Below are 20,909 nucleotides of genomic sequence, written 5' to 3'. Positions count from 1 at the left end.
TGACGCCCCCGTGCCGTCGTCGGCCCGACATGTCGCCGTCTCATCAACCTCGTGCGATCTGGCCGAGGATGGACTCGTCGGTGATCTTCGTGTCGTCGGCGAGGAGGAACGCCTTGCTGAGGATCAGCGACAGCCGTTCGTCCTCGAACGGCAGGAAGACCGTGCCGTCGCTCTTCCCGCGCGCCGCGACGATGCACAGATAGGAGTCGTCGGGTTCCATCAGGATGTTCGCCGAGCCCAGGTGGATCCTGTAGGTGCGCAGTGCGCCCCGCACGACCAGGAAACGGCCGTCCAGCGTGCACCGGTCGGCGATCTTCAGACGCGGCAGGATCCGTTCCAGGACGTCCCGGCGCGCCTCGGCGCTCTCGGGCAGTTCGGCGAAGCCCGCCCGCTCCCAGTAGGCGCGTGTGGGGCCCCCGTCGGTCCAGTCGGGGTCGGCGGCGATCGAGGTGACGCCGACGAAGAGGTCCACATCGCGCATCGCCTCGCTGAAGACCAGCGGCGGCACCTCGGTGAGCGGCACCTCCCGCCAGTCGCCGTCCACCCGGCGGGCGAAGCGCACCTGGTCGGTCGCGGCCAACGAAGCCTCGCCCTCCCAGTCCGCCAGCGCGTGGAAGAAGCGGATCCGCCACTGTCCCGCCCCGAGCGTCCGTTCCGCCGCGTCCTGTTCGCCGCCGTCCCAGGGACCGAGCAGGTCGCTCGCCCAGCCCCGGGCCCTGAACAGGGCGAACATCCGGCGGTAGTGCACGAGGTGCGCGGCGAAGCGGTTGGAGTAGACACGGGTCTCCTCCTCCGCCGGTGTGAGCAGGTAGATCTCCCGGAACGCCTGCTTGAACGGCTGCCGGATCCGCCCCTCCACGAGCAGGTCCCGCCAGGCCCGTACGTCGTCCGGCCGCGAGCGGATCGGGTGCCACAGCCGCACGGCGGCCTCGTCGGGCGCGGCGGGCAGCTCGTCGGTCTCCGGCAGCACGGCCCGCCAGGTGCCGGGTGCGATCTCGACCTCCCAGATCAGCCGACCCACGAGGGTGCGGGCGAGCGGGTGCCCGGCGAGCCCGGTGCGCCACCAGCCGTAGGGGTGGACGGCGTCGACGGTGAGCCCGCCCTCCAACGCCCTTACGAGGGTGAGGAGTTGGGCGTTCACCCGCTTCACCAGGTCACGCAGCTCCTTGACCAGGCCGGCGTGGTCGCGGCGGACGGGCGCGGGCACGCTGCGCAGGGGCCGACCGTCCTTCTCCCAGACCAGCGTGGCGGTCTCGGCGACGGTGACGACGGCCGCGTAGCCGCCGTCCACCTCCCTGCGCAGGACACCGTCGGTGTCGAAGCCCCAGGTCGGCAGCCGCAGCGCCACGTCGGTCCGCTCGGCGAGGGCCGCGTCGAGCTTCTTGAGCATCTTGTCGAGCTGCTTGGGCACGCCGGCGTGCCGGACGGTCCCGCGCACGGCGCGTATCGCGGTCACCGCCTCGGGGGTGGGGAAGTCCTGTGCGGCGCGGACCAGTTCGTACAGCAGTCCCTGCGAGGGCAGGGTCCTGGCCGTCGTCGGGGCGAGGGAGATACCGGGCAGCAGCCGGTCGAACAGGTCCGGCAGCCAGGGTTCGTCCCGGTGCAGGGCGACCCGCGCGGCCTGTCCGAGCGTGGTGATCTCCCGGTCCGTGAACGCCTTGTCCGCCCGGTAGGGGATCTCCCCCGCCCGGATCGCCGCCGCCCGGTCGGCCGCCGCCTCCAGCGCACGGCGGGCGAAGGCGGCGTAGGCCGGGTTCTCGGCGGACCGGTGCCACGCGTCCGCGTCGGAGGGCGCCGACAGGTGCCTGTGCTCGCGGAACGCCTCGGACAGCCGCGTCTGTTCGGCCGTGGGAAGGCCGGCGACGACGGCGATCTCGTCCGCGACGATGGGGCCCATGTCCCGGGACAGACGCTCGACCACCTCGCGCAGCAGCCCCTCGTCCACGAGTCCGGCGATCGCGATCAGCGCGTACAGCTGGTGTACGGAGTCCTTCGCCAGGAGGGCCTGGACCAGGGTGCGGAGCGGGCCGGTCACGTCGGGCAGCGGACCGGTGCAGTGCTCCAGCGCCTGGAGGCCCGGCGTCAGGTTCACCCAGCCCTCGTCCTCGCTCCGTGCGGCGAGCGCCTCGATCATCCGGCGACACGCGTCGGGCGTGTAGCGCGGCCGACGGTCCCTGCTCGCGCCCCGGATGTCGAGGGCGAGCCTCCTCGTCTCCAGCGGGGCCGAGGAGGGCACGGCGTGGGCCTCGGCCAGCAGGATGCCGAGCTCCTCGTCGGACAGCCGCGGCAGCTCGTCGTACGGGACCTCGATCCGGACGTCCGGATCGGTCAGCGCACGCAGCAGCCTGTCGGCGAGTGGGGCCGTAGCGGTGCGTGGATCGGCCAAGTCGTCGTGAAGCATGGCGGCATGATGGCAGGCGGCACTGACAACGCGACCGGCCGCGAGAGCCGGGCCCCGGCGCCCGTCGTCGTCGGAAACGGCCCACGCGAAAAGGGCCCCCACAGGCTCTCGCCTGCGAAGACCCTTCGCACCGTCGGGACGACAGGATTTGAACCTGCGACCCCTTGACCCCCAGTCAAGTGCGCTACCAAGCTGCGCCACGTCCCGATGCCGCCTGACCTGGGGTTTCCCCTGGCCGAACGCGCATGGAAACAATACCGCACTCGGCTCGGTGGTCGCGCATCCGTTTCTCCGGGCGGGCCCGGTCTCAGTCCGCGGCCGGCGCGCCCAGCCCGGGGTGCGCGTCGAGGAGTCGCGGTGGGGCCGCCTGGCGCCAGGAGTCGGCGAGGATGTCCCGCAGCTCGTCCTCGTCCTCCAGCGCGGACAGCCGGGCCCGGACCCACGCGAACTGCGCCTCGTGGTCGGCGATCCAGAACTTGCGCGGCTCGGCCAGCACCAGTTCGTCGCGCTCCTCCTTGGGGCAGCGCACGGCGATGGACGTCTCGTCCTCGGGCAGCGTGGCGAACATCTTCCCCGCGACCCGGAACGTGGGCATGTTCCAGGCGATCTTCTCCGTCGTGTCCGGCAGGGACAGGGCGACACGGCGTACGTCTTCGGCGTCCGGCATGACAGGCACCGTAGCCAATGCCACTGACAATCACCTGGTGAGAGCGTTTTCCACCGGTTCTTCCGCGGTCGCCCCGACCCGCTTGTAGTAGAGCGTCGTGGGCCGCAGCACCCCGGCCGGGTCCGCCGCGTAGTCGGGGATCAGTCCGGCCCGGGTCCAGCCGGCCGAGCGGTAGAGGCGTTCGGCGGGGCTGTCGGTCTCGGTGTCCAGGTGGAGGAGGGTGATTCCGGCCTCGGCGGCCGCCCGCTCGGCAGCGGTCAGGAGGGCGCGCCCGAGCCCCTGGCCCCGCGCGTCCCGGTGCACCATCAGCTTGACCAGTTCGGCGCGATGGCGGCTGTTGGGTTTGTCGGGGAAGGAGACGCTGACGGTACCGACGGTCCGGCCCTCGATACGCCCCGTCCACACGGCGAGCCGGCCGGCGGCCACCGCGGCGGCGCGTTCTCTCCACCAGGCGACGGCCTGCGCGCGGTCGAGCGGCGCGAGGAATCCGATCGAGGCGCCCGAGGCGACCGTGTCGATCAGCAGGTCGGCCAACTCGTCCACGCTCGCCGTCAGTCGAGCCCCGTCCATCGGTATCGCGATCACGGCCGCACCACCGCCAGCACGTAGCGCGTCGCTCCCTCGCCCGCGCACCGGAAGCGCGTCGGGCCCCACACCCGCATCCGCAGACAGTCCCCGGTGCCGAGATGGTGCTCGACACCCTGTGCCGTCACGTCGAGGGCCCCGGCCAGCACCCAGAGGTGCTGCTCAAGACCGGGCACGGGCGGCCGGTCGTAGGCGATGTCGGCGCCTGCGGCGAGCCTGCCCTCGACCAGTTCACCGCGCAGCCCCGGATGCGGCGGCGACACGGACCGCCGTACGAATCCGGAGGCCCGGTCCTCCCACACCTGCTGATCGGCAGCCGGCACCAGCGGCGCCGGTTCGTCCTCGACCTCGCTGAGCAGCTGGGACATCGTCCGGCCGTGGACATGGCACAGCCGGTTCAGGAGTGAGGCGGTGAGGCTGATCTCGGCCCGCTCGGCCCGGGACAGCGTGGACTTGCTGATCCCGCTGCGTTCCGCCAACTCGCCCAGGGACCAGCCGTGTTCGGCCCGGAGTTCGGCGAGTCGGGCACCCAGGCGGGTGTCGACGGGGTCCGGAGCGGCCGCCGCACCGCCCTCCGCAAGGTCTTGTTTCACATACGGGACGCTATCCCAGAAATGAAACGGGCGAGTTACGAAGCCCTCCGCCCTCTTCCGATCACATCCGGGCCACGTCCTCCAGCGCGTCCAACACCGGGCGGATCAGCGGATGCTGCTCCGCTCCCCGGCGCACCGCCGCGAAGACCCGGCGAGTGGGCGCTACGCCGTCGACGGGACGGACGACCACCCCCGTGAGGTCCATGCCGCGCAGCGCCGTGCGGGGCACGAGGGCCACCCCCACGTCGGCGGAGGCCAGCGCCACCACCGCGCGGAAGTCGTCCGAGGAATGCTCCAGACGGGGCTGGAAGCCCGCGCTCTCGCAGGCCAGGACCACCACGTCATGGCAGGGGTTGCCGGGGTAGGGGCCGATCCACGGGTCCTTGGCCAGCTCACCCAGGGGCACCACGTCCGCGCCGGCCAGCCGGTGGCTCACGGGTACGACCGCGTCGAAGGGCTCGGCGTACAGCGGGACGTGCGCCAGGCGCGGGTCGTCGGCGGGCGGGGCCCCGCGGTACTCGACGGCGACCGCGACATCCACCAGCCGGTCCAGCACCATCGGCAGGCTGGCGTCGCCCTCGGCGTCCTGGACGCGGATGCGGATGCCGGGTGCCGACCGGGCGAGGCTCGCCACGGCGGGGGCGACGACCAGGGCGATGCCGGTGGCGAAGGAGGCGACGGTGACCGTGCCGGCGGCCCCGGAGCCGTAGGCGGCGAGTTCCGCCTCGGCCCGCTCCAGCTGGGCCAGGACCGCGTTGGTGTGACTGAGCAGGATCTCGCCGGCCGGAGTCAGCCGTACGCCCTTCGCACCGCGTTCGACCAGGCGGTGGCCGGTCTCCTGCTCCAGGGCCGTCAGCTGCTGGGAGACCGCGGACGGGGTGAGGTACAGCGCGGCGGCAGCCGCCGTCACCGTGCGGTGGTCGGCCACCGCACGGAGGATGTGGAGCCGGCGCGCTTCGATCATGGGATCGATTATCGCAATATGTCCGGGACGGCCGGGTCAGGCCTCCAGTTCCGCCCGCGCCGCCACGAAGGCGTCCACGGCGCGATGGACATCGTCGGTGGAGTGCGCGGCGGACAGCTGGACGCGGATCCGGGCCTGTCCCTGCGGCACGACCGGGTACGAGAAGCCGATCACGTACACGCCCCGCTCCAGCAGCAGTTCCGCCAGCCGGCCCGCCTTCGCCGCGTCGCCGATCATCACCGGCGCGATGGCGTGGTCGCCGGGCAGGATCTCGAAGCCCTCCTCCGTCATACGGCGGCGGAACAGCGCGGCGTTCTCGGCGAGCCGCACCCGCAGGTCGTCCGCCGACTCCAGCAGGTCCAGCACCTTCAGCGAGGCCGCGGCGATCACCGGGGCGAGGGTGTTGGAGAAGAGGTACGGCCGGGAGCGCTGGCGCAGCAGGGCGACGATCTCGGCACGCGCGGCGACGTACCCGCCGGAGGCACCGCCGAGCGCCTTGCCGAGGGTGCCGGTGATGATGTCGACGCGGTCCATCACACCGTGCAGTTCGGGGGTGCCGCGGCCGCCGGGGCCGACGAAACCGACGGCGTGGGAGTCGTCGACCATGACCATGGCGTCGTAGCGGTCGGCGAGGTCGCAGATCTCGTCGAGGGGGGCCAGGTAACCGTCCATGGAGAAGACGCCGTCGGTGACGATCAGCCGGCGGCGGGCGCCCGAGGCGTCCTTCAACTGGCGTTCCAGGTCGGCCATGTCGCGGTTGGCGTACCGGAAACGGCGGGCCTTGGACAGCCGGATGCCGTCGATGATCGACGCGTGGTTCAGCGCGTCGGAGATCACCGCGTCCTCGGGGCCGAGGAGAGTCTCGAACACTCCGCCGTTGGCGTCGAAGCAGGAGGAGTAGAGGATCGTGTCCTCCTGGCCGAGGAACGCCGAGAGGCGGGCCTCCAGTTCCTTGTGCACCGCCTGCGTGCCGCAGATGAAGCGGACGGAGGCCATGCCGTAGCCCCAGCGGTCCAGGGCCGCGTGGGCGGCGGCGATCACCTCGGGGTGGTCGGCGAGGCCGAGGTAGTTGTTGGCGCAGAAGTTGAGCACCTCGCCGGGCCGGCCGCCCGCGGCGACGCGGACGGTCGCGGACTGCGGGGTGTCGATCACCCGCTCGGGCTTGTGCAGACCGGCGGCGCGGATCTCGTCGAGGGTGGTGCGGAGGTCGTCGCGCACGGAGTCGAACATCGTCAATCCCTAAGTCGGTTGGTCCGGTAATCCCTGAGTCAGCTGGTCCAGTCGAGGATGACCTTGCCGCCGCGGCCGCTCGCCGCGTCGGCGAACGCCGCCTCGTGGTCGCGGTAGCCGTAGCGGCCGGTGATCACGGGGGCGAGGTCGAGGCCACCCTCCAGGAGCACCGACATCGCGTACCAGGTCTCGAACATCTCGCGGCCGTAGATGCCCTTGATGGTGATCATCGAGGTGACGATCCGGGACCAGTCGACCGGGAACTCCTCGGCGGGCAGGCCGAGCATGGCGATCCGGCCGCCGTGGGTCATGTTGGCGATCATGTCGCGCATCGCGACGGGGTTGCCGGACATCTCCAGGCCGACGTCGAAGCCCTCGCGCAGACCGAGCGAGCGCTGGCCCTCGGCGACGGTGGACTCCGCGACGTTCAGGGCGAGGCTGACGCCGATCTTGCGGGCCAGGTCCAGGCGCTCCTCGCTGACATCGGTGATCACGACATGGCGGGCGCCCGCGTGCCGGGCCACCGCGGCCGCCATCAGGCCGATCGGCCCGGCCCCGGTGATCAGTACGTCCTCGCCGACCAGCGGGAAGGACAGGGCGGTGTGCACGGCGTTGCCGAACGGGTCGAAGATGGCGGCGACGTCGAGGTCGACGGGGACCCGGTGCACCCAGACGTTGGCGGCGGGCAGCGCCACGTACTCGGCGAACGCCCCGTCCCGGCCGACACCGAGCCCGACCGTGGCCCGGCACAGGTGGCGGCGCCCGGCGAGGCAGTTGCGGCACTTGCCGCACACCAGATGGCCCTCCCCGCTGACCCGGTCGCCGACGGCGATGTCCCCCACGTCCCGGCCGGTCTCCACGACCTCGCCGACGAACTCGTGCCCGAGCACCAGCGGCGTACGGATGGCCTGCCGCGCCCAGCCGTCCCAGGACCGGATGTGCAGATCGGTGCCGCAGATGCCGGTACGCAGCACCTTGATCAGTACGTCGCCGGGTCCGACGGCCGGCTCCGGGACGTCCGCGAGCCACAGCCCGGGCTCCGCCTTCTCCTTGACCAACGCCTTCAACGCTACGGCTCCTGTGCGTGTGGTCCCGGGCGCGGGCACGCCGAAGGAGCCCGCAGCCGGGAAGAGGGGTGGAATCGGGTAGCAATCTGCCGTACGGGACCGCCCGCGGTCCATCGAGGTTTTCTTAAGCGGCGCCGCAGATCTGCTACACACCCTCGGCCTCCGGCACCGGCATGCGGACCGGCCCCCCGCACCACATGGTCGTAAAGGGCGTACGCGAGATCCGATGCGCGGCGAGAATCGAGCAGGAACACGTCCATTCGGCCGACTGACCTGGAGCCGCTCATGACCACCGCACGGGACCTCGCGATCGTCGCCCTGGACGCGGCAGCCGGCCGTTCCGTGGAGCAGGGCGATCTGTCGCTCGCGCTCGCCGGGGCCGAGGTGTTCGACCTCATGGAGGCCGGGGCCCTCGTCCTGGACGGCGACCGCATCCGCCCCGGCGCCCCGGCGCCCACGGGCGACCGCCTGCTGGACGAGGCCGCCGCGGCACTCGTACGACAGGAACCGTACGAGTCGGTCGAGGACTGGCTGTGGCGCCGGGGCCGCGGGCTCTCGACGGCCTACGCGGACGACCTGGAGCGGGTGGGGCTGACGGCCCGGCCGCGCGGCCGCCGGATTCCGCTGCGGGCCGGGCGGACGGTGCCGGTCGACTCGGAGGCCCGGCGCCGGGCCGAGGACCGCTGGGCCTCGGACGAACCCGTCCTGGCCGCCCTGGCCGCCGCCGTCGGCCTCCGCGAGGAACCGGCCGAGGAGCCCGCCGAGGAACCGGACGCCCTCACCGCCGACCCGGCCACGACGGTCCTGGCCACGGTCGGCGACGCGGTGCTCGAACTGGAGGCCGTACGGCAGCGACGGACGATCGAGAACGCCGCGTTCGACAACATCTGGCGCGGCTACTGAGGGCGCGGGGCGCCGGTGTACGGCTCGGTGTAGGACCCGGTCTACGGCTCGGCGAACCGCCCCACCCGCCGTTACAGCTCACAGCACCGGGAGCCCGTCGGCCTCCCGTCGCTCAAGCCGGGCCACCAGTTCCGCCGCGGACGCCTTGATGGTCTCCAGGCCCGGTTTCCCCCACATCCGCGGCTCGGCGTCGGCGACGCACACCGTGCCGAGGACCATGCCCGTGGAGTCGATCAGCGGGGCGCCCAGGTAGGACCGGATGCCGAACTCGTCCACGATCGGGTTGCCCGCGAACCGCGGATAGTCCCGGACGTCCTCCAGCACCAACGCCTTGCGCCGCGCGACGACATGGGGGCAGAACCCGTGGTCGCGTGCCAGCTCGCGGCCCAGCCGCGGTGCGCGCTTCCCGGAGTCCGTCGGCGGGCCGGCCTCCGGGACGCGCAGCCCCGCGAAGAACTGCCGGTGCTCGCCGATGAAGGTCACCATGGCGTACGGCGCCCCGGCGGACTCGGCGAGTCGGGCCGCGAAGGCGTCGAGGGCGGGCTCCGGGTGCTCTCCGAGGCCGAGCAGGCTGAGCCGCCGGGTTCGGGCGGGGGCCTCCTTGTCCTCGGGGGTGAGCAGCAGACGACCGGCCGGGCGGGGCAGGTCGTAGCTCATGGGCGGGCTCCGTCGCTGTGGACGAAGGACATATGCGGCTCCGTGGCGGGGTGTGCGGGGGTCACATGTGGGCGCCATGGCTCGGCGCGGGCTCCGGGCTGTGGGCGATGAGGTGCCGTACGAGGGTCAGCAGGGTCTGGACGCCGGAGCTGGAGATCCGGGCGTCGCAGCGGACGATGGGGATCTCCGGGGCGAGGTCGATGGCGCCGCGGACCTCCTCCGGGTCGTAGCGGTACGAGCCGTCGAACTCGTTGATCGCGACGATGAAGCCGAGACCGCGCTGTTCGAAGAAGTCGACGGCGGCGAAGCAGTCCTCCAGACGTCGGGTGTCGGCGAGGATGACCGCTCCGAGGGCACCCTCGGAGAGCTCGTCCCACATGAACCAGAACCGTTCCTGTCCGGGGGTGCCGAACAGGTACAGCACGTGTTCCTGGTCGAGGGTGATGCGACCGAAGTCCATGGCCACGGTCGTCTCGATCTTGTTCTCGATCCCGTCGAGACTGTCGGTCGCGGCGCTGACGGTGGTGAGCAGCTCCTCCGTGCTGAGGGGCTGGATCTCGCTGACCGCGCCCACGAAGGTCGTCTTGCCTACCCCGAACCCTCCCGCCACCAGGATCTTCAGTGCGGTGGGGAAGGGGTCAGAGCTGTCGTCGTAGTCCATCGAGCACTGCCTCCAGAAGGGCCCGGTCTGTCGGGTTGTGGGTGAACTCCGGGGGCTTGGTGGTGAGCGCCCCGCAGTCGACGAGGTCCGACAGCAGCACCTTGGTGACCACCGCCGGCAGCTTCAGTTGGGCGGCCACCTCGGCGACCGAGACGGGTGCGCGGCACAGGTCGAGTGCCTGCGCGTGCTCGGGGCCGAGGTAGCCGAGGGGGGTGGCGCCGGTGGCCATCACGTGCGACAGGAGGTCGAGTGCCACGGACGGCCGGGTGCGCCCGTTGCTGACCGTGAAGGGCCGCACCAGTCGTCCGGCCGCGTCGTCGAGCCAGGGCCCGTCGCCGGCCGCCGCCACCCTCAAGGCCTCATCGCCGTGGGTTCCGCGGCGTGCTGCCGGGGGGCGGTCACCAGATAGGGACGGACGCTCTTGACCAGCATCGCCATCTCGTATCCGAGCACCGCCGCGTCGGCCTCCCGGCCGGCCAGGACGGCGAGACAGGTGCCGGAGCCGGCCGTGGTCACGAACAGCAGGGTCGAGTCGAGTTCCACGACGACCTGGCGGACGTCCCCGCCGTCGCCGAAGCGGACGCCCGCGCTGCGACCCAGGGAGTAGAGGCCGGAGGCCAGGGCGGCCATGTGGTCGGCGCTGTCGGGGTCGAGGCCGTGGACCGACTTCACGAGCCCGTCGCAGGAGAGGAGGACCGCACTGGTCGTGTGCGGTACGCGCTGCACGAGGCCGCTCATCAGCCAGTCGAGATCGGATACATGGCCGGTCGGCGCTTCGCTCGCCATGGTGGATCGACTCCTTGAGGTACGAAGGTCTGCGGGAGCGCTGGGGGGTGGGGTGAACGCGGGGGTGGTCATCCGGCGGGTGCGCTCCCGTCGTGCCGGGTGGTGTGGTCGAGGTCGAGACGGGGCACGGCGCCGCTGTCCCGTACGCCGCGCGCTTCGGGGGAGGCCGGCGGGTGCGGGAGGTGAGTGTCCGGTATGCGCGTCCGGTCGATCGGGCGTACGTCCGAGGGGAGGCCGAGGGGAAGATCGACATGGCGTACGTCCATGAGGCGGGGCGGATCGCTGTGCGTGGCCCCTGTGTGCACGGAACCCGTGTGCACGACTCCTGGGTGTCCGGAGCTCTCCACAGGACGGGACTCCATGTGGCGGGACTCCATGTGACCGGGCTCCATGTGACCGGGCTCCAGGTAGCCGGACGCCACGTGGGTTGGCTCACTGTCGGCGGTCCCCCTGTGTCCTGACTCCGTGTGGGCCGGTCCCAGGTGGTCCGCTCCCGTGGAGGGCGACGACTCGCCGGAGGTCGCCTCCAGGTGCTGCTGGGTCTCGGCGAGGCCGATGCCGCGCTGGAAGGCCGCCATCAGGCCCGGGTCGTGCCCGGCGAGGTGCTCGCTCTCCGGCCGCGGCGCGGGGGCGTCCCGCAGCTGCGGCACGATGTGCTCCTGGGCCCGCCGCCGGGGCAGTTGGGGCTTGCCCATGGTGCCGCGCACCGTCCCGGCGCGCGGGGTGGGCGGCGCGGCCGTGTGCTCGGTGACGCGGTGCCGGTCGTCGGGCCGGATGCCGGGCGGGGCGGCCGCCGGGGTGGGCCGCTCCTCGCGGGCACCGCGCACGGGCAGCGGGGCGGGGCCACCGCCGCCGCCCGAACCGCTCCTGCCGTTCGCCGCCCCGCCCCCGCCCACGGGTCCGCCACCCACGGGTCCGCCGTTCACCGACGCCGTGCCGCCCGGCGAGGTCACGCCGGGCGGTGACGTGCGCGGCGATGACGGCCGCGACGATGCCGTGGGCGGCGGGGACGGCGGTGCGGGCGGCGCGGCCCGGTGCCCCGCTTCGGCCCCGGGCCGCGCCTGCTGCTGTCCCGGTGCGCCACCGGGACCTGCCGTACGGGGCACCGGGGACGGCGGCTGCGGTACGGCTCCGGGGGCGCCCGGCACCGATCCCAGCAGCGCCTGGGGCACCACCAGGACGGCCTGGACACCGCCGTAGATGTTGGTCTGGAGCCGGACGTGGATGCCGTGCCGCTTGGCGAGCTGCGAGACCACGAACAGGCCGATGCGGCCGTCGGCGAGCAGGCTGGCGACGTTGACCTGGTCGGGGTCGGCGAGCAGGGCGTTCATCCGGGCCTGTTCGCCGACGGGCATGCCGAGCCCGCGGTCCTCGACCTCGACGGCGAGGCCCGAGGTGACGAGGTTGGCGCGCAGCAGCACCTGGGTGTGCGGGGCGGAGAACACCGTGGCGTTCTCGACCAGTTCGGCCAGCAGGTGGATGACGTCGGCGACGGCGTGACCGCGCAGTTCGCCGTCGACCGGCGGCACCAGCTTGACCCGGGAGTACTGCTCGACCTCGGCGATGGCCGAGCGCAGCACCTCGGTCATGGAGACCGGGTTGCTCCACTGCCGCCGGGAGACGGCGCCGCCGAGGACGGCGAGGTTCTCGGCGTGGCGGCGGATGCGGGTGGCGAGGTGGTCGACGTGGAACAGGCCCTTGAGGAGGTCGGGGTCCTCGATCTCGTTCTCGAGCTCGTCGAGGATGGAGATCTCCCGGTGCACCAGGGACTGGAGGCGTCGGGCGAGGTTGAGGAAGACCTCCAGCTTCTGTTCGCTGCCCGCCTGGCTGGAGAGCTGCGCGGCCTGGACGACGGCGGTGACGGCCCCGTCGTGGGCGCGGGTCAGGTCCGCGGCGAGCAGTTCGAAGTCGTCGGCGTCCTCGGGCGGGCCGCCGCGCGGTGTGCGCGGGGGCGCGGCCTCGCCCCGGCGCAACGCCTCGACGAGGGCGCGCAGATCGGCCTCGCCGCGTGCGCTGGCGCGGCGCAGGGCCCCGATCCGGTCGCTGACCGACCGGGCGGCGCGGTCGGCGGCCACGGCGGCGATCAGGATGCCCGTGCAGGTCACTCCGACCGCTCCGGCGAGCACGCACCACAGGGTGAGGCTGGGCCGGGCCTCGGTGGAGCGCACGGTGAACAGCACGGCGGCGCAGGCGCTGAGGGCGACGGCGACGGGTGGCAGCACGGCGAGCCGCAGCAGCTGAGGCCGTATGTGGGTCTCGGGCAGCGCGGGAACGGCGCGGGCGGCCGGTCGCCCGTGCCGGCCGCCCTCACGGCGGTCTGCGCGGGCGGCCGGTGCGCGGAGGTGAGACATCGGTGTCCTCGTCGTACGGGTCCGTCGGGCCTGTGTGTGCGTGCTGCGGGCACACGCATGCGGGTGTCGGTCGGGAGAACCGAACTTCTCGGCCCTGCATCGCTCGACGGACACTGACAGTAGTCGGCAACGCATCCTGCGCGATGGGCAGTTGACAAACTCGCACGGGCACCGTCCCGCTCTGGTATGAGGCTTCGTACGACAGACCGATAAGCGCGCACCGACGGGATCACGGAATGAGCAGAGGACGATCACGCCTGGTCAGAAGCGGTCATGAAGGAGCAGTGAGGGTCGAGGAGCATGCCGCTCCCCGACCCTCGCCCTTCGTGCACTCTTCACCCTCGGCCAATCGGGCGTCACTCTTTCGGGGCTTTCGACTCCCCCCGCACCCGACCGAACTGTCACTCTCCGTATGGGCTTTGGCCTCTCCTGCCCTTGCCCCTCCAGTCCCTCACGAGCCGCCCGGCCCGCTGGTGTGACCGAGGATCGCGTCGGCGAGCGGCGCATGCACCGCGGGCGGCAGAGCGTGGCCCATTCCGGGGATCTCGACGAGGCGCGAGCCCGGGATCACCTGGGCGAGGTGATCCGGATGCGGGGGCGGGAAGACCGGTTCGGCGGGGGCGGAGATGACGAGGGTGGGCACCGAGGCCGTGGCGAGTAGCGCCGTGCGATCCAGGCCGGAGGCGTCGGCGCGGCCATGCGCGGTGCCGGCGTCGTAGTGCCCGGTGTGCTCGATGATCTTCCGCTCCAGAGCACGGAAGTACTCGGCGTCGAAGGGGAGTTGATCACCTCCCAGGACGCGCCAGTGCTCGACCCGTCGTTCCACCTCCGCCTCCGGACCGAGGTCCGCCACGGGGCGGGACCACATCTCCAGCACGCGGGGTGCGATACCGGGCAGTCGCCCGGGCGGAATCCGCGTCCCGTCCGGACGGACGTACGGGGCTTCACTGAGGGCGCTCGTACCGATCAGGGTCGCGCTGAGCAACCGCTCCGGGTGATCGGCCACGAGGAGCTGCGTGAGCAACCCGCCCATCGACAAGCCCACCACGTGGGCGCGTTCGACACCGAGTCCGTCCAGCACGGCGAGGGCGTCGTCCGCGAGCTCACGTATGGGATACGGCCGCTGGTCGAACGCCCAGGTGGAGCGACCGGTGTCACGGTGGTCGTAACGGATCACGCGGTGCCGGGCGGCGAGCAGGTCCACCAGCGCGTCCGGCCAGCCCATCCCGGACGCCTGCGCCCCCATGATCAGCAGCAACGGAGAGGCATCGGCGGCACCGCGGTCCTCCGTCCAGAGGCGTACACCAGGCGCTGCGTCGACAAAGCGTTCCACGGCTCTCCTTCGGGGCGAGACGAAGAGATACAACAAGACGAGACGTATCGTATCGCAAAGTGGACGACAGAGAACAGGAATGACCAGCGGACAGCACGTCCGCTGGTCACCCTCCTCGTCTCACTGGCCCGACCGGCGCCGGATCGACTCGTCCGAAGCAGTCGCGTCCCTCGTCCGAATCAGTCGCCTCCGGTGTCACACCCCGCCGGCGAGGTCGAGTTCGTCCCGGGGCTGGGCCGACGCGGGCGCCGTCGCGGGTGCGGGCGTCTCGGGGCGGTGCCACGGGCGGGCGATCGGGCCGGAGACCCCTCGCCACCACCGGTCGGTCGGGACCTTGCCCGCCGGTTCGAAGGGCTCGCCGGGACGCGGGGAGGCGACGGCCTGCCTCTTCTCCTCGGCGGCGTCCTTCGTCCACTCCCCCGGCTCGGCCCAGGCGTGCGTCGCCAGATTGAAGGTGCCCCAGTGGATCGGCAGCAGCACGCCGTGCGGCCGGCCGCCCTGGAGGTCGAGGTGGGCGCGGACGCCCTCCTCGGGAGTCATGTGGATGTCCGGCCAGAATTCGCTGTACGCGCCGATCTGGATCATCGTCGCGTCGAAGGGGCCGTGCTCGGCACCGATGTCCTTGAAGCCCTCGAAGTAACCGGTGTCACCGCTGTGGTAGATCCGGTGCTCGTCGCCGGCGACGACCCAGGAGGCCCACAGGGTGTGCTGGGTGTTGCGCAGGCCGCGGCCGCAGAAGTGGCGGGCCGGGGTGGCGGTGAGGGTGAGTCCGCCGACCTTGGTGTCCTCGTTCCAGTCCAGTTCACGCAACCGGTCGGGGGAGACTCCCCAGTGCTCCAGATGGGCACCGACGCCCAGCGGTACCGCGAAGAGGGTGTCCGTGCCGGCCAGCGCCTTGATCGTGGGCAGGTCCAGGTGGTCGTAGTGGTCGTGCGAGATGACGACGACGTCCACGGGGCCGAGCGCGGCCAGCGGCAGGGGCACCGGGTGCAGCCGCTTGGGCCCGGCGAAGGCGAAGGGGGAGCACCGCTCGCCCCAGACGGGGTCGAAGAGCACCCGGTGACCGTCGATCTCCGCGAGCACGCTGGAGTGACCCAGCCAGGTCACCCGCAGCCCGCTCGCGGGCGGCTCGGCGATGTCGGCGAGCGTGGTCGCGTGCACCGGGACGGTGCCCTGCGGGGCACGGCGCCTGCGCTGCTCACGGTCGAAGAACTGCTTCGCGAGTTCCACGGTCGAACCGGAGGGACCGACCCGGGCCTCGCCGCCCGGGTTCAGGAAGACACCATCCTTGAAGTGGGGCGATCTACGGATCCGCGCCATGCGCTCACCGCTCGGGTCCACGCCGAAGGCCGCGGGCCGCAGCGCACGGAGCCCGGGGCTCGGGTTACGGAAACCGGACACGGTACCTCCAGGGTGGAGTCGGTGAGGCGTTCCATTATGGGCGCTCCCTCCGACACAAGTGTTACCGGCGGTGATCTATTCCGGACGCCGGTTTCCGCATGCCTGTCCGTCCGTACGTCTGTCCGTTCGCATGTCCGTCCGTTCATCCCTCCGTACGTCGAGACGCCCGCGTTGACAGGACACGGCCATCTTCCCGATACTGACTCACCGTTCAGTTGAGGAGACCCATGACCGCGCCCCTGATGTCGCTCACCTGGACCGACCACGTCACCGGCCGCCGGGGCTATCTGGTGATCGACCGGCTGGTACGGGGTGTCTCCAGCGGCGGGCTGCGGATGCGGGCGGGCTGCACGCTGGACGAGGTCACCGGGCTGGCCCGCGGGATGACCATGAAAGAGGCCCTGCACTACAACCCCGAGGGCCGCTACATCCCGCTGGGCGGCGCCAAGGGCGGCATCGACTGCGACCCGCGCGACCCGGGGGCGTACGAGCTCCTGGTGCGGTACCTGCGGGCGATGCGGCCGTACGTCGAGGGCTGCTGGACGACGGGTGAGGACCTCGGCCTCAGCCAGGACGTGGTGGACCGGGCCGCGGCCGAGGCGGGGCTGGTCTCCTCCGTCCAGGCGGTGTATCCGCTGCTCGACGACGAGGCCGCGGCCCGTCGGCGGCTGGCGGAGGCGTTCACGGTGGAGGTGGACGGGATCGGCCTCGACGAACTGGTCGGCGGCTGCGGGGTCGCCGAGTCGGTGCTCACGGCCCTGGACCGGGCCGGTGTGCCGCACTCGGGCACGCGGGTCGCCGTACAGGGGCTGGGCACCATGGGCGGGGCCACGGCCCGCTTCCTCACGCGCGCGGGACTCGCGGTGGTGGCCGTCGCCGACATCAAGGGCACGATCGCCAACCCGGCGGGCCTCGACGTGGAGGCCCTGCTCCCCGCCCGGGACGCCCACGGCACCGTCGACCGCGCGGCGCTGCGCCCCGGCGACCGGGAATTGCCCGGCGACGCCTGGCTGTCCGCCGAGGCCGAGGTGCTGGTGCCGGCGGCGGTCTCGTACGCCGTGGACACCGAGAACCAGGGGCGGATCACCGCGCGCTGGATCGTCGAGGCGGCCAACATGCCCGTGCTGCCGGAGGCGGAGGCCCTGCTGTCCGCGCGCGGGGTGACCGTGCTGCCGGACGTGGTCGTCAACTCCGGGACGAACGCCTGGTGGTGGTGGACGCTGTTCGGCGACATAGGGCCCGACGCGGAGGAGGCGTTCGCGCACACGCGGCGCTCGATGCGCGCCCTCGTCGAGCGGATGCTGGTCCGCGCCGAGGCCGACGGCACGTCCCCGAGGGCCGCGGCCCACGCCATCGCCGCGGACCGGCTGCCGGTGATCGCCGAACGGTACGGCTGGTACCGGTGACGGCCGGGCAGTACGGCCGGTAACCGTGACCGCCGGGCGGTACGCGCGGTGACCTCCGCGGGCGGCCTCCCGCCGCCGCCTCACCCCACGACGGATTAAGGTGACCGCGTGGCGAGGGTGCGGTTGAGCGTGGCGGAGCGGCGCGAGGAGTTGTTGCGGGCCGCCATCGGGCAGATCGAGGCGCGGGGCGTGGCGGCCGTCAGAATCGCCGACGTGGCCTCGGCGCTCGGCGTGAGCAACGCGCTGGTGCTCTATCACTTCTCCACCAAGGAGAAGCTGGTCGCCGCCGCCTTCTCCTACGCGGCCGAGGACGACCTCGCCCACCTGCGCAAGCTGCTCGCGCGCAGGACGACCGCGTTGCGCCGGCTGCGGTCGGCCGTGCGCTGGTACGCCCCGACCGGCCAGGCCAAGGGCTGGCGGCTGTGGATAGAGGGCTGGGCGGCGGCACTGCGGGAACCCGCGTTGCAGGAGGTCACGCGGGATCTCGACAAGGAGTGGAAGGCGGCGCTCGCCGAGGTGATCACCGAGGGCGTGGCCGCGGGCGAGTTCCACTGCCCGGACCCCGGTGGTACGGCCCTGCGCCTGACGGCCCTGCTGGACGGGCTGGCCGTACAGCTGACCTCCTACCCCGGAGCGCTGTCCCGGACCCGGGCGCAGGAGTGGGTGGACGAGGCGCTGGCCCGGGAACTGGGGCTGGCACGCGAGGCGTTGACGACGTAGGACGGCGGGACCGGTCGCGACAAGAACGGCGAGCTCCGGCGTCGGACGGCAGATACCCGGATGCCCGGCCGACGATCGGCCCGGCACCCGGTATCCACCTCAAGCCCTCAAGCCACCGCGGCGATCCGTGACTTGATGTCGTCGGGCGACAGCCTCCCCTTGGCCGTCACATGGTCCCCGGACGACTCCCCGCGCAGCCGTCGGCCGATCCACGGCACCAGGTACTCGCGCGCCCAGTGCACGTTGTCGCGCCGCACCTCCAGCGTGCCGCGCGGCGGCAGCGGGGGCCACGGCTGTTCCGGGTCGGCCGGGATCTCCAGGCCAAGGGCCTGGCCGGCGCGCAGCGCCACGCGGGTGTGCCCGTCGGGTGACAGGTGGAGCCGGTCGCCGTCCCAGGCCCGCCGGTCCTGGACGCTCCTGAGGGACCACAGGTCGAGCACCGGACAGCCGTAGCGGTCGGCGACGGCCCGTACGTGCCCGTTGTAGGTGGCGATCTTCCCGCGCAGATGCTTGAGCACGGGGATGCCACGGGTGTCGAAGCCGGTGGTCACCATGACGGTGCCCGCGACGGCGGTGAGCCGTACGATCGCCCGCTCGAACCGTTCGGCGACCTCGTCGGGATCGGTGCCGGGCCGCAGGATGTCGTTGCCGCCGGCGCAGAACGACACCAGGTCCGGCGCGAGTTCGACGGCCTGCGGAAGCTGGTCCTCCACGATCTGGTCGAGGAGCTTGCCGCGCACCGCGAGGTTCGCGTACCTGAAGTCGCCCTCGGGCCGCCGGTCCGCGAGGAGTACCGCGAACCGGTCGGCCCAGCCGACGAACGCCCCGTCGGGGCCGGGGTCACCGACGCCCTCGGTGAAGCTGTCCCCCAGCGCCACGTACGACCCGATGACTACTCTCTTCTCACTCTTCTCACTCTTCGAATCGTCTGCCACGTCGGCCCATGATTCACCTTCGGGTGTGAGCTACGCGACCGTAGGAAAGGGTTGACGGACGGTGAGATAAGCCACTCTTCAAGGATTGGTCAAGGCAGGAATAGCCCTTGGGTCAGCGCTGTTGGGGCGTCCGTCGCCATACCCGGAATTCGCTGATCCGGAAGTGGCTCCAGGTGGTCCGGAAGGCGAAGTGGCCGCCCGTGTACGGCTCGGGATCGCGGAGGTCGAAGACGAGCCGCCCGTTGTTCCACCACTGCACCGTCGACCCGTCGGAGACGATCCGGACCCGGTTGGGTTCGTTCGCCACGAGCAGCGGCTCGGTGTAGTCGTAGATCAGCGGTCGGACGCCGGCCTCGCCGACGTAACGGCGCAGCCGGGTGGTGGTGTTGTAGTTGGCGCCGTATCCGGAGTAGTACGTCTTGAGGTAGTCGTATTCGGCCAGCGCCCCGCCCCTGTGTGTGGCGAAGAGGTCGTCGGGGGACCGGACGTCGACCGCGTTCCAGAAGTTGTTCAGGTCGGAGACACGGTCGTTGGCCCCGCCCTCCGAGACGGGCGTGGCGGTGTATTCGAGGACGTAGGGCCCTTCGAGTCGCTTCCTGAACCAGATCGTCGCCCCGGCGGGCACGTCGACGTCCAGGACGCCGCGGGCGGCGGTCACGGTGCCGCCCTTCTCCAGCTCCACGGCCCAGTGGCGCAGGCCGTGGCAGAAGTCGTCGTGGGCGATGAGGCGGCGATGCCTGGGCGCGGCACTCGCGGTGGCCGCCGGTGCGAGGGCCGCCAGGGCGGCGCCGGCGGCCAGGGCTCCGAAGGCTCTGCGGGTGGTCGTCATGGGGGCGACTCCTTCGAGAAGGCGCATAGAAAGCGCTTGCACAACTGCGGAGTTCACTCTGACCCCTCCCGCACCTCACTGTCGACACCCCAGGCACCACGGGCACCCCACGGACATACCGAAGGCCGGACCCGGGGATCGGGGTCCGGCCTTCGGCAGCGTGTCAGGCAGGTGGTCCAGGAGGTGTCTACGGGGCGTCAGCCGACGGAGACACCCTTCGAGCGGAGGTAGGCGACCGGGTCCACGTCCGAGCCGTAGTCCGGCGTGGTGCGGATCTCGAAGTGCAGGTGCGGGCCGGTCACGTTGCCGGTCGCACCGGAGAGGCCGACCTGCTGGCCCTCGGTCACGCTCTGACCGGCCGAGACGGAGAGGGAGGAGAGGTGGGCGTACTGGGCGTAGTGGCCGTCGGCGAGCCGGATGACGACCTGGTTGCCGTACGCGCCGCCCCAGCCCGCGGAGACGACGGTGCCCGCGCCCACGGCCTTCAGGGAGGTGCCGGTCGGGACGACGAAGTCGACGCCCGTGTGGTAGCCGCTGGACCACATCGAGCCCGACATGCGGTACGGAGTGCCGACGGCGGCACCGGCGACCGGGACGGTGAAGCCACTGGCGCTGCTCGTGGAGGCGGCGTTCTGCGTGGTCGCCGTCGAGCCCTGCGAGGAGGACGCCTTCGACTTCGCCGAAGAAGCGGAGGAATCCGACTTCTTGGACGAAGAGGAAGAAGACGAGGTGGACGGGGAGGTGGAGGCGGACGACTCGGTCGTGCCGTTGCCCGTCGCGGCCTTCTTGCCGATCGAGAGCTTCAGGCCGGGGTGGATCAGTGCCGGGTCGTCACCGACGGCCGCGCGGTTGTCGGCGTAGAGCCTCTGCCAGCCACCGCTGACGTTCTGCTCGTCGGCGATCTTCGCGAGATAGTCGCCGGCGCGCACCGCATAGGTCTTCGCACCGGACTGCTTCTTCGCGGTCGCCGTCTTTTCGGCCACCTTCTTCTCGGCGGTCGGAACAGAGGACTGAACGGCCTTTTCCGAAACGGACTGAGCGGGTGCGGCATGGGCGCCGGTCGCCCCCAGAAGCGGCAGGGCGAGTGCGGCGCCGCCGGTTCCGGCGACGGCGATGGAACGGGTGAAGCGCTGGGACTTCGGGCGGCGGTGCTTACCCCTCGCGGGCATGACGAATTCCTCTCCGGCGCCTACGAGGTGAGCTGTCGGGTTCGGACTGGAGATGCCCGGTCGTACCGAAGTACGGCTTAACCCCTAGCCTGTTCCGGAGACCGGAACAGGCGGTACTGCCTGTGGGTCCCCCGCTCCTGCCGTGTACGGGTGAGTGTGTGCGGAATCCGGGCGGCGGCAGGATTGGGCGTCCGTCCGGATCGGTGGCGAACGTAAGCGACTAGGACGCACAGGGACAAGCGGTGGTTGTG

Annotated in this window: 20 protein-coding genes, 1 tRNA gene and 1 riboswitch; of the genes, 3 read left to right on the top strand and 18 right to left on the bottom strand. The window is 71.9% G+C overall.

All coding sequences use genetic code 11. The features are described from left to right. Nucleotides 1-43: 43 nt before the first annotated feature. The 8 genes from SLINC_RS38275 to tdh form a co-directional block, all read right to left on the bottom strand. Nucleotides 44-2,401, bottom strand: coding sequence for a DUF4132 domain-containing protein (locus SLINC_RS38275; RefSeq protein WP_067443015.1), 2,358 nt, complete (start codon nt 2,399-2,401; stop codon nt 44-46). A gap of 133 nt (nt 2,402-2,534) precedes the next feature. After that, nucleotides 2,535-2,608: transfer RNA gene (locus tag SLINC_RS38270), tRNA-Pro, on the bottom strand. A 100-nt stretch (nt 2,609-2,708) separates the two neighbouring features. After that, nucleotides 2,709-3,068, bottom strand: a complete 360-nt coding sequence (locus SLINC_RS38265; protein WP_067443014.1) for an MmcQ/YjbR family DNA-binding protein — start codon at nt 3,066-3,068, stop codon at nt 2,709-2,711. 30 nt (nt 3,069-3,098) lie between these two features. Then, nucleotides 3,099-3,638 (bottom strand): GNAT family N-acetyltransferase, encoded by a 540-nt coding sequence (locus SLINC_RS38260; protein WP_067446157.1) that lies wholly within the window; start codon nt 3,636-3,638, stop codon nt 3,099-3,101. 11 nt (nt 3,639-3,649) lie between these two features. Continuing rightward, nucleotides 3,650-4,246, bottom strand: a complete 597-nt coding sequence (locus SLINC_RS38255) for a helix-turn-helix domain-containing protein (RefSeq protein ID WP_067443013.1) — start codon at nt 4,244-4,246, stop codon at nt 3,650-3,652. 61 nt (nt 4,247-4,307) lie between these two features. Further along, nucleotides 4,308-5,210: a LysR family transcriptional regulator gene (locus SLINC_RS38250; protein ID WP_067443012.1), complete on the bottom strand. Its 903-nt coding sequence runs from the start codon at nt 5,208-5,210 to the stop codon at nt 4,308-4,310. 36 nt (nt 5,211-5,246) lie between these two features. Then, nucleotides 5,247-6,440: a glycine C-acetyltransferase gene (locus SLINC_RS38245; protein ID WP_067443011.1), complete on the bottom strand. Its 1,194-nt coding sequence runs from the start codon at nt 6,438-6,440 to the stop codon at nt 5,247-5,249. A gap of 38 nt (nt 6,441-6,478) precedes the next feature. Continuing rightward, nucleotides 6,479-7,507, bottom strand: coding sequence for an L-threonine 3-dehydrogenase (gene tdh, locus SLINC_RS38240; protein ID WP_067443010.1), 1,029 nt, complete (start codon nt 7,505-7,507; stop codon nt 6,479-6,481). 285 nt (nt 7,508-7,792) lie between these two features. On the opposite strand from tdh, the gene SLINC_RS38235 reads away from it, so the two are divergent. Beyond that, the gene (locus tag SLINC_RS38235; RefSeq protein ID WP_067443009.1) at nt 7,793-8,410 is read left to right on the top strand and encodes a GOLPH3/VPS74 family protein; all 618 of its coding nucleotides are present in this window, start codon (nt 7,793-7,795) and stop codon (nt 8,408-8,410) included. Nucleotides 8,411-8,488: 78 nt separating this feature from the next. Here SLINC_RS38235 and SLINC_RS38230 read toward each other — a convergent pair whose 3' ends face one another. The 7 genes from SLINC_RS38230 to SLINC_RS38200 all read right to left on the bottom strand — a co-directional run bounded on the left by SLINC_RS38230 (nt 8,489) and on the right by SLINC_RS38200 (nt 15,599). Beyond that, nucleotides 8,489-9,067 carry a GAF domain-containing protein gene (locus SLINC_RS38230; RefSeq protein WP_067443008.1) on the bottom strand — a complete coding sequence of 193 codons (579 nt, stop codon included), beginning with the start codon at nt 9,065-9,067 and terminating at the stop codon, nt 8,489-8,491. 61 nt (nt 9,068-9,128) lie between these two features. After that, complete coding sequence (locus tag SLINC_RS38225; RefSeq protein WP_067443007.1) at nt 9,129-9,728, bottom strand: GTP-binding protein; 600 nt, start codon at nt 9,726-9,728, stop codon at nt 9,129-9,131. Further along, on the bottom strand, nt 9,706-10,077 hold the full coding sequence (locus tag SLINC_RS38220) for a DUF742 domain-containing protein (protein ID WP_067443006.1): 372 nt from the start codon (nt 10,075-10,077) through the stop codon (nt 9,706-9,708). The genes SLINC_RS38225 and SLINC_RS38220 overlap by 23 nt, the downstream gene beginning before the upstream one ends. A gap of 2 nt (nt 10,078-10,079) precedes the next feature. Next, nucleotides 10,080-10,514 carry a roadblock/LC7 domain-containing protein gene (locus tag SLINC_RS38215; protein ID WP_067443005.1) on the bottom strand — a complete coding sequence of 145 codons (435 nt, stop codon included), beginning with the start codon at nt 10,512-10,514 and terminating at the stop codon, nt 10,080-10,082. A gap of 68 nt (nt 10,515-10,582) precedes the next feature. Further along, nucleotides 10,583-12,865, bottom strand: a complete 2,283-nt coding sequence (locus tag SLINC_RS38210) for a sensor histidine kinase (RefSeq protein ID WP_067443004.1) — start codon at nt 12,863-12,865, stop codon at nt 10,583-10,585. A gap of 451 nt (nt 12,866-13,316) precedes the next feature. Next, the gene (locus SLINC_RS38205; RefSeq protein ID WP_067443003.1) at nt 13,317-14,198 is read right to left on the bottom strand and encodes an alpha/beta fold hydrolase; all 882 of its coding nucleotides are present in this window, start codon (nt 14,196-14,198) and stop codon (nt 13,317-13,319) included. Nucleotides 14,199-14,393: 195 nt separating this feature from the next. Then, on the bottom strand, nt 14,394-15,599 hold the full coding sequence (locus SLINC_RS38200; RefSeq protein WP_067443002.1) for an MBL fold metallo-hydrolase: 1,206 nt from the start codon (nt 15,597-15,599) through the stop codon (nt 14,394-14,396). A gap of 227 nt (nt 15,600-15,826) precedes the next feature. Between SLINC_RS38200 and SLINC_RS38195 the strand changes: the two genes are divergently transcribed. Next, on the top strand, nt 15,827-17,005 hold the full coding sequence (locus SLINC_RS38195) for a Glu/Leu/Phe/Val dehydrogenase dimerization domain-containing protein (protein WP_067443001.1): 1,179 nt from the start codon (nt 15,827-15,829) through the stop codon (nt 17,003-17,005). A 108-nt stretch (nt 17,006-17,113) separates the two neighbouring features. Next, on the top strand, nt 17,114-17,725 hold the full coding sequence (locus SLINC_RS38190) for a TetR/AcrR family transcriptional regulator (protein ID WP_269466265.1): 612 nt from the start codon (nt 17,114-17,116) through the stop codon (nt 17,723-17,725). Between the two features lie 107 nt (nt 17,726-17,832). Here the strand turns inward: SLINC_RS38190 and SLINC_RS38185 are convergent, their stop codons facing one another. The 3 genes from SLINC_RS38185 to SLINC_RS38175 all read right to left on the bottom strand — a co-directional run bounded on the left by SLINC_RS38185 (nt 17,833) and on the right by SLINC_RS38175 (nt 20,658). Then, nucleotides 17,833-18,660: an SGNH/GDSL hydrolase family protein gene (locus tag SLINC_RS38185; RefSeq protein ID WP_182449252.1), complete on the bottom strand. Its 828-nt coding sequence runs from the start codon at nt 18,658-18,660 to the stop codon at nt 17,833-17,835. Between the two features lie 112 nt (nt 18,661-18,772). After that, nucleotides 18,773-19,489, bottom strand: a complete 717-nt coding sequence (locus tag SLINC_RS38180; protein ID WP_067442998.1) for a DUF6250 domain-containing protein — start codon at nt 19,487-19,489, stop codon at nt 18,773-18,775. Between the two features lie 197 nt (nt 19,490-19,686). Beyond that, nucleotides 19,687-20,658: a M23 family metallopeptidase gene (locus SLINC_RS38175; RefSeq protein ID WP_067442997.1), complete on the bottom strand. Its 972-nt coding sequence runs from the start codon at nt 20,656-20,658 to the stop codon at nt 19,687-19,689. A 2-nt stretch (nt 20,659-20,660) separates the two neighbouring features. Continuing rightward, nucleotides 20,661-20,821: riboswitch (cyclic di-AMP (ydaO/yuaA leader) on the bottom strand. Nucleotides 20,822-20,909 lie beyond the last annotated feature (88 nt).

It is taken from the genome of Streptomyces lincolnensis, assembly GCF_001685355.1.
Taxonomy (GTDB): Bacteria; Actinomycetota; Actinomycetes; order Streptomycetales; family Streptomycetaceae; genus Streptomyces; species Streptomyces lincolnensis.
The sequence above is the reverse complement of the archived record's forward strand: the minus strand, read 5'-3'. Positions and strand labels throughout refer to the sequence as shown.